General features: G+C 43.8%; 12 protein-coding genes. 9 read left to right on the top strand and 3 right to left on the bottom strand.

Annotated features, from left to right (window positions below):
- Positions 1-195: 195 nt before the first annotated feature.
- The 3 genes from AKJ31_RS03415 (at position 196) to AKJ31_RS03405 (ending at position 3,796) form a co-directional block, all read left to right on the top strand.
- Complete coding sequence (locus AKJ31_RS03415) at positions 196-1,962, top strand: bifunctional metallophosphatase/5'-nucleotidase (protein ID WP_053407988.1); 1,767 nt, start codon at positions 196-198, stop codon at positions 1,960-1,962.
- Positions 1,963-2,361: 399 nt separating this feature from the next.
- Positions 2,362-3,330 carry a TerC/Alx family metal homeostasis membrane protein gene (locus AKJ31_RS03410; protein ID WP_053407671.1) on the top strand — a complete coding sequence of 323 codons (969 nt, stop codon included), beginning with the start codon at positions 2,362-2,364 and terminating at the stop codon, positions 3,328-3,330.
- Between the two features lie 277 nt (positions 3,331-3,607).
- Positions 3,608-3,796: a hypothetical protein gene (locus AKJ31_RS03405; protein WP_053407670.1), complete on the top strand. Its 189-nt coding sequence runs from the start codon at positions 3,608-3,610 to the stop codon at positions 3,794-3,796.
- A 163-nt stretch (positions 3,797-3,959) separates the two neighbouring features.
- Here AKJ31_RS03405 and AKJ31_RS03400 read toward each other — a convergent pair whose 3' ends face one another.
- The gene (locus AKJ31_RS03400; RefSeq protein ID WP_053407669.1) at positions 3,960-4,517 is read right to left on the bottom strand and encodes a PhnA domain-containing protein; all 558 of its coding nucleotides are present in this window, start codon (positions 4,515-4,517) and stop codon (positions 3,960-3,962) included.
- A gap of 260 nt (positions 4,518-4,777) precedes the next feature.
- On the opposite strand from AKJ31_RS03400, the gene AKJ31_RS03395 reads away from it, so the two are divergent.
- Complete coding sequence (locus AKJ31_RS03395; protein WP_053407668.1) at positions 4,778-5,860, top strand: site-2 protease family protein; 1,083 nt, start codon at positions 4,778-4,780, stop codon at positions 5,858-5,860.
- A gap of 36 nt (positions 5,861-5,896) precedes the next feature.
- Here AKJ31_RS03395 and AKJ31_RS03390 read toward each other — a convergent pair whose 3' ends face one another.
- Positions 5,897-6,685 (bottom strand): M48 family metallopeptidase, encoded by a 789-nt coding sequence (locus AKJ31_RS03390; protein WP_053407667.1) that lies wholly within the window; start codon positions 6,683-6,685, stop codon positions 5,897-5,899.
- Positions 6,686-6,769: 84 nt separating this feature from the next.
- Between AKJ31_RS03390 and AKJ31_RS03385 the strand changes: the two genes are divergently transcribed.
- The 4 genes from AKJ31_RS03385 (at position 6,770) to AKJ31_RS03370 (ending at position 9,482) form a co-directional block, all read left to right on the top strand.
- Positions 6,770-7,222: a hotdog fold thioesterase gene (locus AKJ31_RS03385; RefSeq protein WP_053407666.1), complete on the top strand. Its 453-nt coding sequence runs from the start codon at positions 6,770-6,772 to the stop codon at positions 7,220-7,222.
- A complete protein-coding gene (locus AKJ31_RS03380; RefSeq protein WP_053407665.1) occupies positions 7,222-7,455 on the top strand; it encodes a DUF3389 domain-containing protein in 234 nt (77 codons plus the stop codon). Before AKJ31_RS03385 ends, AKJ31_RS03380 begins: the two co-directional genes overlap by 1 nt.
- Before the next feature lie 65 nt (positions 7,456-7,520).
- Positions 7,521-9,218, top strand: coding sequence for an SgrR family transcriptional regulator (locus AKJ31_RS03375; protein ID WP_053407664.1), 1,698 nt, complete (start codon positions 7,521-7,523; stop codon positions 9,216-9,218).
- A gap of 12 nt (positions 9,219-9,230) precedes the next feature.
- Positions 9,231-9,482, top strand: coding sequence for a hypothetical protein (locus AKJ31_RS03370; RefSeq protein WP_053407663.1), 252 nt, complete (start codon positions 9,231-9,233; stop codon positions 9,480-9,482).
- Between the two features lie 414 nt (positions 9,483-9,896).
- Here the strand turns inward: AKJ31_RS03370 and AKJ31_RS03365 are convergent, their stop codons facing one another.
- Positions 9,897-12,083 carry a TonB-dependent hemoglobin/transferrin/lactoferrin family receptor gene (locus tag AKJ31_RS03365; protein ID WP_053407662.1) on the bottom strand — a complete coding sequence of 729 codons (2,187 nt, stop codon included), beginning with the start codon at positions 12,081-12,083 and terminating at the stop codon, positions 9,897-9,899.
- Positions 12,084-12,329: 246 nt separating this feature from the next.
- Between AKJ31_RS03365 and AKJ31_RS03360 the strand changes: the two genes are divergently transcribed.
- Entirely contained in the window at positions 12,330-13,226 is an 897-nt protein-coding gene (locus tag AKJ31_RS03360) for a LysR family transcriptional regulator (RefSeq protein ID WP_053407661.1), read from the top strand.
- The last annotated feature ends 33 nt before the right edge of the window (positions 13,227-13,259 follow it).

Raw genomic sequence — 13,259 nt, 5'->3', positions numbered from 1 at the left:
ATAATAGAAAACTCTCGAATAAGCAGAAGGTTACATCACAAACTCATTGCGCTACTCAGTTGTGAAGCGCCCAAGCACATGATTTACGTCATGTTCATCTATGTATACAGATTTGGAGTTACAACAATTTTGTGAAATTTAATGAATTTGTCATGCAGGATGCGATAGGATGTGCGGATGATGAGAGAAAAAAATATGAAAGATAAAAATAATAAGCCAGTCAAAATCAAACTGGCGCACATTAACGACACACACTCGTACTTTGAACCAACGTCACTTCAACTGACATTACATGTCCATGACCAAGAACTGACTCCTTACGTTAGTGCGGGCGGTTTCGCACGCATTGCAACCCGCACCAAACAACTCACACAGCTTGCACAAGAGCAAGGTAGCGAGTTTCTATTTTTGCACGCCGGGGATTGCTTCCAAGGCACACTGTACTTTTCCTTGTTTAAAGGCGAGGCAAACGCAGTAATGCTTAATGAACTTGGCATTGATGCGATGGCACTAGGTAACCATGAGCTAGATATGGGTAACTTGCCTGTTGCACAGTTTGCGAAACGAATTGATTTTCCTCTGCTTGCCGGCAACTGGGACTTGTCGAATGAAGACAAACGCAAAACATGTAAGCTAGGCGATAACCCCAAGGTTTACTCCTACCAGCCAGAGACTCGTGCGGCGAGTTGGATAACAAAAAACGTTCACGGCGAAGAGATCGCTATCTTCTCTTTAGCTCTTGATAAAATGGCGGATATATCCAATCCGGATTTTGATACGCCTTTTGTCAACGCGCTAGAAACCGCGAAATCAACTGTCGCAGCAATTCGCCAAGCTGGGATTAACAAAATTATCTTACTCAGCCATATGGGCTATGAAGCGGACTTAGAGTTTGCTGAAAAAGTCGACGGTATTGGCTTAATTGTTGGCGGTCATAGCCACAGACTACAAGGTGATTTCAGTGATCTTGGGCTGACGAAAGATGACCCTTACGGTGTACATATCAACGGTACGTATGTTGTGCAAGCGGGCTATCACGCGTTGAGCATGGGGCACTGTGATATTGAGTTCTCGGCCGACGGCGAAGTGATTTCCTTTAACGGAAAGAACGAGCTATTGCTTGGTCGACGTATCTTCTTGCATGCCAGCATGAGTGAATCTTGCGATGAAAATCCGTACAAGATTGCCCGTGAATACGTTGACCAACACCCGAACGTATTGGTGTGTAAAAAAGACCCTGAACTGCAACAGTTGTTACTCGACAAGTACACCAATCAAGTTAGAAAGTTGCAACGTGACGTAATTGCCGAAGTGAATAGCAAGCTTCGGCATGTGCGAGTACCGGACGAACAAGGGGGCAGTGAACTTGCGCCTTTAGTTGCGGAGTCATTTGCTTATCGAATGCGTAAAGATGGTCACGCAGTAGAGTTTGCCATTCATAATGCAGGCGGAGTGCGAAATTCACTTAATGCTGGTGACGTATCGGTAGCGGACATTGCCGGTAAGTTACTGCCGTTTGCAGTACCGATTGGCGTCTACGAACTTCAGGGTAAGGATATTGCCGCATCGATAGAAGGGGCGATTAATAACGCTCTGAACAACGGTGTGGAAGGTACAGGTGATGGTTCATATCCGTATACCTATAACCTAAGTTACGACTATAAATACGATGCTCCACTTGGAAAGCGTATTACCAATCTGCAGATCTTTGACTCAGAGTTAGGTTGGCAAGCAGTTGATGAATCACGCTTTTATGTTGGTACATCATCGGCGTACACCATGAAAGGTAAAGAAGGTTATGAAGCGATGACCAACATGAAAGGTGAAGGTGTCGTTACCTCTGCCTCAATGGCCGATTGCTTTATTGATTTTCTCAAAGACAACCCAAATATACTCAATCGCCGCGAAGACGATTCAGTATGCCAACACGGCACAAAGATTGCTGGTTCTTCTTCGAAATAACAGTATTTATTGTTATGGGGGAACTATGGGTAAAGATTGGACAGATATTGCCATGATAGTCAGTTGGATTGGTGCGTGGTCCGCACTGGTTTATTTGATTCCCATCAGTGGCATCTAACTTAAAGGAGCAATTTTGCTCCTTTTCTGATTTATCTATGGACGAAATTACTTAAGAGTAATACGATGCGGATCGTTTGGGGAGTAGTCGCCTCTGGTTTACTTATCGTCATCTCGTTAGATATTCATCTATCCGGTAAGTATAAGTCCTGACACTGTTTTCAGCACTTCGACGAGACCAACGTAATCAATTTGTCTGCGTTTATTTGAACGCAGTCAGTGTTGTTTGCGGCGGGATCGTTCTTATCATTCCTTATCGATCCCTCTGCTTTTGGAGGAATTATGACCCTAACTACTTACATTTGCTTCGCAATGCTGACCGTTTCCATGGTCTTGCTCGATATCTGGCAAACCCGAGGCGGAAATATCACGCTCAAAAGGGCGACAGCATGGAGCATCTTTTGGTTTGTACTCGCGTTTGGTTTTGCTGCGACTATCTATCTATTCTGGGATTTCTATGCCCCAAACAGCAGCTACAGCGCCGAAAAAGCGACATTATCATTCTTAACGGGTTATCTACTCGAGAAGTCACTCAGCGTCGATAACTTGTTTGTATTTGCGATTATCTTCGCGCAATACTCAGTACCTGAACATTTGCGACCTAGAGCGCTGCTATTAGGTGTTATCGGTGCATTGGTACTGCGGGCAATTCTAATCGCAGTGGGCGCGCAGCTCTTGGTTCAGTACCATTGGTTGTTGTACATATTTGCGCTGTTTCTGATTTGGACAGGTGTGCATTTAGCGTTTGATAAAGGGCAAGAGCAGGTTAGTCCACTGCCTGAAAAACTAATTCGAAAGTGGGCGAGCGTAACTAACGATTTTCGTGGCAACGCATTAACGGTGATAGAAAGCGGTCAACGCTTGTTAACACCGATGGCAATCGTCATTGGTGTGATTGCCTTCATGGACGTGATGTTCGCACTGGATTCTATACCTGCGATTTTTGCTGTGACACGTGAGCCGTTTCTTGTCCTCGCTGCAAACGTATTTGCGTTATTGGGGTTGCGTTCACTGTACTTTGTGTTGCAAGGGATGATGGATAAGTTTTTGTATCTGAAACCAGCGCTGTCGTTCATCATGGTATTTATCGGTATCAAGATGCTATTAGTCGGCTCTGCGTGGGAAATTCCTACGTTGGTTTCATTAGCGGTATTGATCCTTACCATGACTATCGCTGTGATTGCTTCAATGTTAAAACAGCGACAAATCACACAAGTCGACGCGCTAAGTAACGATAACCAAACTAATTAATTTGCGAGTAACAACCCGATTTTTACGCGGTATTTTTGTAAAAAATATGTGATGCAAGATCGGGTTGGTTACTTAAAAATAAATATGATTGCAGTTATTTTGGATATTTAGTTAATATGGCGCGGTTTCGATGAATAATTGGAATTTGGCGTTGTTAATCACTTGTTTCATTAGAAAAAGTAATCTGAATATCCAAATTTTGTCATTTTTTGAGCAATTAAATATTGCTTATTATTAGCCCATCGAAACGAATCATGCGATTTATAGAGAGGCAATCATGGCGCAAGTAATGCAAATGGGAGCTATCGAAACTCCTATCTCTATGGATAAAAAAACCTACGCGGTTTCTTTCAAAGGATTGATTGCACACCTACTGGATATTCTTTTCACTGACAATACACCTCGTGCGTATTACGCGAACGATTTGTCTGGTCACATGCAAAAGGATATTGGTCTATATCGTTGATATAAAGACTAATTTTTGAAAAGCGCTAACAATGTTGTTGGCGCTTTTTTATTTGCTCTAATAATTAGAAAATGAGCGAGGTTGGTTTAAAGCCAAGCAATATACAATACAAACAAAAAGGGCACCTGAAATGGTGCCCTTTTTTGGAAGTTCAACGTAAGGATTACTTCTTGCGGCAGTATTCAGCGATTACGTACATTGATTGACCGCCGTTAGCTTTACCAGAAACAAGCTTAGGATCGCTGCCAATGCTGATACCACGGATAACAGTACCTTGTTTGATAACTTGGTTAGTGCCTTTAACAGGTAGGTCTTTGATTACCGTTACGTCGTCACCTTTTTTCAGTTCAACGCCGTTGCAATCAAGTGGTTTGTCGTCTGCAGACATACCTTGCATTGCCCAGTTCATTTGCTCTTCTTCCATGTACATCATGTCTAAAGAATCTTGAGCCCAGCTTTCGCTGTTTAGACGAGTAAGTTGACGCCATGCAGTAACTTGTACCGCTGGTACTTGGCTCCACATGCTGTCATTTAGGCAACGCCAGTGGTTGATGTCCTGCGGGTCTTCGATTTCACCTAGACACTTATCACAGACCATGATCGCTGTATCAACAGTTACGTGGCTGTGAGGTGGTACTGCGTATGCCGTAAGTGGTGCATCAGCAGCACATAGTTCACATTTAGATTCGCAGCGTTCTAGCATTGTAGCTTCAGAAGACATAAAGGACTCACATATAATAGGGTGTAAATGAAGGTCGCTATTATGCACTTTATCCACAAAAAATAAAGGGGGTAGAGGCTTAAGAACATGATTTGCGGTAACTTAACGCTTGAGCCTACTTGGTGTTGGTCTCCGTAAAGTATTGTATTTTCGTGATTTGTTTTGCTTGAGTGACAATGTCACTAAATAGAGAATTCTTTACCTTAATCTGTACTCTCGGCATAATCTGACACATTGAAATACACATATTTGGGTACACCTTGGAATTACTGTCTATTGATTTTTTGGGCAAGCCGTTAAGGCTTGAAGCCTCGATGGCGGGCTGGCAACAACTGTTTTGGAATAATCAGTTGGTCTCACAACTCGATGCTGACGCAGAACGAGGCAGAGACTCTGTTCACGAGTTTAAGCTGTTGAATGGAGAAGACGAGTTACATTGCAAACTCGAGGCGAGCTTAGATTGGCAACCGTTTCTTATTGAATATCGAGCGACGCTTAATGACCAGTTGGTTGAGCAGGGAAGTCGTAATAGCAAAGACATTGAGCGACAAATTCCTTTTCAACCGCCAGTGCCAGAGCGACGCTTTAGCCTTGTCGGACTCGTTTCCCTTGGGTTTAAAGCACTAAAGAGTGCAAAACTGATCAAAGTGGTGCTCGCATCGGCGAGCCTTGCAGCGTATTCCTGGTTGTTCTCATTCCAATTTGCGTTGTCGTTGTTGGCATGTTTGATCTTTCACGAGTACGGCCATGTGAAAGCAATGAAGTACTTTGGGATGAAAACCAAAGGTATTTATCTCGTGCCATTCTTAGGCGGACTCGCGCTGAGCGATGAGAAAATCAACACCCGATGGCAAGATGTGGTCATTTCAATCATGGGGCCGATGTTTGGTTTTGTATTGTCTTTACTTCTAACGGTCGCCTACTTGGTAACTGGCGAGATGTTCTTCGCTGGATTGGCGGTGTTTAACGCTTTTCTCAACCTGTTCAACTTGCTGCCAATTTTGCCACTTGATGGTGGGCATGTGTTGAAAAGCATCAGTTTCTCGATGAATAGCGTTGCCGGAATCGTATTGTGCACATTGGCTGCGCTCGGTGGCGTCGCGCTTAGCTATTCACTCGGCCTGACGCTGTTTGGTTTCTTGTTAGTCATGGGCACATTAGAAATCGTATTCGAATGGCGAGGACGTCATTACAGTCATTTATTGCCACTCGACCGTTATGGGCAAATTGTATCTGCGGTGTGGTACATCGCGTTGGTAACGGGGTTGATTGGAATCATTTGGTACTTCGCTGGCACCGGCGATCAACTGCTGCAGTTGCCGTTAATGATTCTAGGAACATAAAAAAGGGAGCCATTGAGCTCCCTTTTTATTGATGGACTATGAGCAATTTGGTCGCTGCGTACCGTAATTGGGTAGCTTTTTGATTGTCGCAGAAAGATCTTTAATCCGCGTACTGTGCGACGGGTGAGTTGACAACAACTCAGGAGGATTGTTACCACCCGATGCTGCGGCCATGTTTTTCCACAAGCTGATGCTCTCGTTAGGGTTGAAGCCTGCTTTCGCCATTAATTCTAAGCCTACAACGTCCGCCTCAGATTCCTGAGTACGACCATAAGGAAGCAGAACACCGTATTGGATACCTAAGCCAAGCGCCGCCATTGTCGCGCTTTGATACTGTGCATATTCAGACGAACCTAACACTACCCCAGTGATTTGCAGACCTGTGTTGGCAAGCTGTGTTTGAGAGAGTCGTTCGTTGCTGTGATCTGCTAATACGTGCGCAATCTCATGACCAATAACGGTGGCGAGTTGGTCTTGGTTTTTCGCCACATTCAGCAGACCTGTATAGACGCCGATCTTACCACCCGGCAAAGCAAAGGCGTTGACTTGGTCACTATCAAAAACGACCACTTCCCAGTTTGTAAAACCAGGCTGAGCTGGAACGTATTGAGTCACACTCTTAGCGACGCACTGAACATACGCGTTGACCTTAGCGTCTTTGTTTACTTTCTGCTTTTGCTTCATCTGTTCAAAAGATTGAGCGCCTAAACTACTCATGTCTTGATCAGAGAAAAGCAGTAATTGGTTACGACCCGTAGGAGAGGAGCTGCAAGCAGCTATACCGATTGAAGCTGCTACAACTGTCAATTTCAGCCAATTACGCATCGAATTCTCCGTTTCATCCTCGATATTTTTCTCATCATAGCATTAGGTTACAATGCGGTGTACCCGAACATATTGAGAATAACGATGACTATTTGGAAACGACCAATCGATTTAGAACGCTTAAATGCCACTTCTGAAAATACTCTGATAGAACACTTAAACATTATTTATAGTGATTTTGGTGACAATTACATTGAGGCAACCATGCCAGTTTGTCACTTTACTCATCAACCGTTAGGCATGCTTCATGGCGGCGCTTCGGTTGTGTTGGCAGAAACATTAGGCTCAGTCGCGGCTAACTTCTGTGTGGATGAAGATTCTTATTGCGTCGGCCTAGATATTAATGCCAACCACGTACGCTCAATGCGCGAAGGTAAAGTGATTGGTCGTGCAACACCAATTCATCTTGGAGTGTCGACGCAAGTTTGGCAGATCAATATTACTGATGAGCGCGAACGTTTAGTTTGCACCAGCCGCTTAACCATCTCTGTGCAAAAGAAGCGCAACGCTAAGCAATCCCTTAAGGCGAGTCAATAATGGTGATTGAGTTCAGGTCTGGCAAAGTTATTGTCACTCCCCATGAAGTGGTGATTAAACTCAATGGTGAACACATGGTAACGCTACAGGCACAAGTCGATGCGGTGCAGCTGATTGGTCGCGGCGCTAACGTAATTGCGGCAAACGGCAGTGAAACTAAGTGGTCAATCAAGCTTGATAATGCTGAGCAATTATCTGAAATTGCTCAGCAAATCGGTTGTAAAGTGGAATAACCTTGAATTCATCGCCTTAAATAGGGAAACTTAGTACAGCATCCATTTAAAGAGATTTCCCCTTTATGAGTAGTCCTCGTCTTCGCGTTCAATTTGAAACCTTGTTTGAACATTACCAAGGGCAAGATTGCGGTGTACAGCTAGAAGAAATCACCGAGATTCTGTTTTGTACCCGACGTAATGCGCGAATCGTACTCAACAAGATGGAAGAAGAAGGGTGGATTGAATGGCACCCGGCGCCAGGACGAGGAAAACTATCTGAGCTGATCTTCAAGCGCAGTCGCTCTGATGTCAGCGAAACATTGGCAAGGCGATACCTTGAAGAAGGGAAGCTTGGTCAAGCGTTAAAAGTGCTAGATAAAGACACAGCAAAGCTGGCGCAAGTTGTTGAAAGCTATCTTGGTGTACAACATCAAGAAGGTTTGCAAGTGATTCGCTTGCCTTATTATCGACCGCTTTCCATGCTCAATCCGACTAAATTGGTTCGACGCTCAGAGCAACACATCATTAGGCAGGTATTCAGCGGTTTAACCCGTTTGGATGAAAATGAGAAGCTACAACCCGATTTAGCGCATTCTTGGGATCGGTTGTCTGCTACTCATTGGCGCTTCTACCTAAGACCAGCCGTACGATTCCACAATGGTGATCTACTCACGCCAGAAACTGTTATCGCGTCGTTGTCTAAACTCAAGCAGAAACCGCTGTTTTCGCACATCAACGATATTCAAATCACTGGTCATAACACAATCGATATTATGTTGGATCGCGCTGATTATCACCTGCCTCTATTGCTCTCTGAATCTTGCGCTAAAGTGCTGCTTCCTGAAAATGCACGTGGAGACGATTATGATCAGTTTCCTATTGGCACTGGACCATATAGAGTTACACAAAACGACGATAAACGCCTGATATTACGTGCCTTCGACAACTACTTTGGCTTTAGACCGTTACTGGACTGCGTAGAAGTGTGGGTGATAGATGATGTGCATTCAACCATGGTGTTCCCGAGTATCTCGAATCCAATCAAGCCTAAGACCGGCACGTTCAGTGATGATGTCGAATTAGATCCAGGTTGTACGTATCTATTGTTAAACCGCAAAAGTGGCTTGGCTAAATCTAACGATTGGGCGAGTTACTTTAGTCAGCGTTTGGGAGCGTTAAACCTCTATCAACAACTGCCGCAAGACAAAATTGTCGAACTTGGTGTGTTACCCGCGCATGGCTTGAAGCCGGGTTGGTATCACCATACTCGTCAAGGGAGTTACACCTCACCGCCGTCTTACCGCAAAGTGACCATTGCTTATCACGGCCAACACCCCATGTTTCCCACGCTTGTTAAGTGCATCGAGACGTTGCTAAAGCAAGACAATTTAGAGGTTGAGCTGATCAAATACGATTTAGAAGCGCCAAATATTGAAGATATCGACATTTGGGTAAAACCGATGGGGATCGCCAACAACCGAGACGATGCTCTTGCTGGTTGGTTATTGAATTACAGCGATATTTCTTTGTTGAGTAAGAACGAAGACTTCGAATTTTGGACAAAAGTGGTCGAGCAGTGGCAATCAGAAGAAAATTCCAACTTTCCGGCGAAAGATTTGGGTAAATCGCTAGTAGAAAAGATGCAAATTATCCCGATGTTCCACTGCTGGCTAGGTGTGAGCAAGGATCAATGTGGATCGCTGCAAAATGCCAAGTGTAATGCACTGGGTTGGTTCGACTTCAGCCAGGTTTGGGTGAAGCCAAACCAAAATGAAGGTTAGAGAAGTAACAACATGGCGAAACCTAACAAAAAGCAGCCTACAAAGACCGTAGATATTTATTGTGCTAAATGTAAAAGCCAGCTGTTCAAATACAGAAAGGGAGGTAAAGGAGCCTTGGTAAAGTGTTTTAAAGAGCGGATTGTTGAAGATTTCACAACGGAAAGCTGTAAGTGTCCTAGCTGCGGGCAGGAATTTGCTCGCGACACATTAGTTCGAGGTACTCCAGCGTACAAAATCATTGGCGGTAAAGTCACTATGAAGTGATAGTGAAACAGCATAACTTATTAATAAATTTATCGCTAAATTGGTTAAAGAAGTTTGTGTAAAATGAACGTGACAGCTGCGATTTTGATCTGAGTCGATAAAAATCGTAAAAATCTCGTTAACGGCTATCATTGTTTTGTAAAGGTGTTAGAATAACCGCAGTTTCAATTCGGTTTTTCCAACAATTTACTGAGGGTCGTCATGGAATTAGCTCTAATTGTAGCTTTCATCGTTGCTGCAGCCGTAATGGTTAAAAAAGAGATGGCAAGCGCTAAGTAATCGCTCATTCATACCAATTTTTCTTTTCTTTTTGATGAATGACTTAAAAGCTCCTTGAATGGGAGCTTTTTTATTGCGTGTAGTGAAACGTATAAAATCAAAGCCAGCTAGATGCTGGCTTTTTGCTAAGCAGATTTAGAACTCGTAGCTAGCTGTAATCGCCCAATTTCTGCCAGGTTGGCTGTGGAAATCAAGGTTATCATCGCTGTCTTTGCTTTTTAAATCGTTATATGTCCAATATTTTCGGTCGAATGCGTTAAATAGGCCGGCACGTAGGGTTAGGTCTTCTACTGGCATGTAATACATCGTCAAGTCTAGGATGCCATAGCCGCTAGCCGTGACATTATCTTCGTCTGACCACTTATCTTTGCTGTCTACCAATGTAACATTTGCCAAACCACCAAAGTTGTAGCCTAGGTTGTCGTAACCGAAACCTAATACTGTAGTTAGCGGCGCAACTGAGTCTAGATGTTTACCCGTTTTCTTATCTTCACCTTCTGCGTAACTCACTGCCAGTTTTGTGTAAGTACCTGTTGGAGCACCGAAAGCTCCATCAAGTAAGACAGTAGAGCTGAACTCCGCACCGCGAATCTCAACTTTATCTCGGTTTACTAATGTTTCAGAGTCCTTGTTAGGATCGCTGCTCACAAGCTCTTGTGAATCGATGAAGTCTTTGTAATCGTTGATAAAGCCCGTTAGTTCGAACTTAGTGTGCTCATTTTTACCACGGAAACCGATCTCATACGACGTGCTCTTTTCTGCTTCTAAATCAGAGTTAGGAACGAAAATAGTTCCGGTATCGTATTCGTAGTAAAGCTGCTCAACTGTTGGCGCTTTAAAGCCTTGGCTTACTTGAGCAAAAGTACTCAGGTTTTTGTTGAAGTGATAGACCGCACCCAATTTACCAGTGAATGCATCATTGTTGTTCTTAACGTGTTCAGACGTAAAACCATCATCTGTTGATGGATCGGCTTCGAACTTGTCATAGCGGATACCCGCATTAATGACTAACGCTTCATTTAACAAGAAAGCATTGTCTTGTAGGTACACGCCCCATTGGACAACTTTTGCGTCAGGGATTGTGGTTGAGCCTGCCTTATTTTTGCTTGGGTCATCGAGGAAAATATCTTTGTTATTAAGTTCAAAATCGGAATGCTTGTAGTTCGCGCCATAGGTTAGTTCATGTGACGAGCCCGATATATCAAGCAGTTTATCAAACTGGACATCGAACTGGATGTTATCGTCTTTCGCTTGGCGTAAACGGGAGCGGTCGCCGGCATAATTGCCTCCGAAACGATTAGATGGATCAACAATCTCGACATAAGAAACGTTGTTGTTTACGGTTTTGCTAGTTTGGTAGTTTAATTGCCAAAAAAGTTTATCGAATATGGCATTGTTGGCCTGATATTCGTGGTTGACGCCGTAACGTGTGCGAGTCGATTCGTCATGGCTTTGCGCGTTGTCGTAAGTAAAACTGCCTGCTGGCCCCATACTGAGGGTGTAGTTTCCGCTTAGTCGATTCTCATCGTATTTGTAATTGTAACGCTCGAATAGCAAGCCGATGCGATGTGCGTCATTGACTTGATAGTAAGCTTTAGCGAGTACGTTACTTAGATCTTTGTCTGCTGGGTTTTCTAGCCCACGATCGTCACCCTCAATATCGTCGCCGTCTCCAAATGTCTCGGTTTCATGGCCGTCGGCATACGTACCGATAAGCAACGTTTCCAAGTCACCTTCTCGCATAGCCCAAGTGAGGGTATTCTTAAATTGTTCGTCGTCAGAGGTGTAGCCAGTTTTAACGACAAAACGATGTTCATCACCATCAGTTTTCAGTACGTCTTCAGGATCTTTAGTGGTTAAGACAACGGTACCACCCAGAGAATTTGAACCATAAAGAGTGGAGGAGGGACCTTTATTGATTTCGATACTTTTCAGTGTATCAATCTCAACCATGTTTGGATAAATGGCTTGTGTACCACCGCCACCCGGATTAAAAGGTGTAGACTGTGCAACACCGTCGACAACGATTTGTACGCGATCACCATCCATGCCACGAATGTTGAAACCTGATAGACCAAAGCGTCCTGAAGTCGTTGCTTGAACTCCTGGTGTGTATTGAACTGCATCCTTTAAGTCGCTGGAAAGGCGCTTTTCCATATCTTGAGAAGATACTGATTCAATAGACGCTGAAACATCAGTTTTGTTTTGTTCAGTACGGGTAGCCGATACCACAACTTCATCTAATAGTGCATACTCTTTAGCATGAGCAGTGGGTGTGAGAGCCAAAATGATTGAGGCGGACAGTATTGAGCGTTTATACATCTTATAATTACCTTAAATCCAAAGGGTGACTTATTTATTTGCCACGAATTCTATTGGATCTAAATGATAATTACTATCATTCGTAATATTAACTATTGCGTTTTTACATATTAAGAAATATAGGATAGGATGAAATTTCCTTAGTATTCATAAATATATGACTGTTTTTGTAGCCTTGGTTGCGCTGCTGTTTTTATCTTACTTGTGATTAGTGTCACATAGATATCGAGGCTATAAGGAGCAAACATGCAAAGCCCCATTACATTAGAAGCATTACACATTCTCGATGCTATCGATAGAAGAGGCAGCTTCGCGTCTGCTGCCAACGAGCTAGACAGGGCACCTTCGTCGCTGAGTTATCAAATTCAGAAGCTAGAACAAGATCTCGATATCATGATTTTCGACCGTTCTGGTCATAAAGCCAACTTTACCGATGCTGGAAAGCTAATTCTTGAAAGAGGAAGAACCATTCTTTCGGCGACACAAAAGCTGGTTAATGATGCCAGTTTGCTGGCTAATGGTTGGGAGCTGGATATCACGCTGGCGTTTGACGGGATTATTCCAATCGAGAACTTTTTTGACTTGGTGGATGAACTCGGTAAAGTGAGTTCGACACGCATCAAACTCCAAGAAGAAATTTTGGCAGGCTGTTGGGAATCCTTAAATGATGGTCGTTCTGACTTGTTGATTTGCCCTAAGATGGACATCCTGCCGCATGACGTAAAAGCGGAAACCATTGGTTCTATGGAAATGGTTTGGGTCGCAGCAACGGATCATTACGTGCATAAACGTTCAGGTGAATTCAATGATGACGCGAGAGCGAAATACCGAGTTATCGCTATTGCAGATACTGCTCGAGAACAGCCGCCGATCAGTGTGAATATCACACAGAAGCAACCCCGTCTAACCGTGACAAATTTCGCCGCCAAAGTAGCTGCGTTAGAAAAAGGGCTTGGAATTGGCACTTTGCCGAGAGCGCGCGCGGAAAAACTGATTGAGCAAGGCACAATCAAGCGAATCGCAGGAACAGAGGCGCAACCTATAGAGGTGATACTCGCCTGGAAACGCAATAAGATTGGTGAAGCGAAATCCTGGTGTATTCAGTATCTTAAAAAGAACTTCAAGAACAATTCAGTGATATAAAAAAAGGGGAGCATTAAGCTCCCCATTTTGGTT

Origin of the sequence: Vibrio hepatarius, from assembly GCF_001274785.1 — a bacterium.
Taxonomy (GTDB): domain Bacteria; phylum Pseudomonadota; class Gammaproteobacteria; order Enterobacterales; family Vibrionaceae; genus Vibrio; species Vibrio hepatarius.
This window is presented reverse-complemented; position numbering and strand designations above follow the sequence as displayed.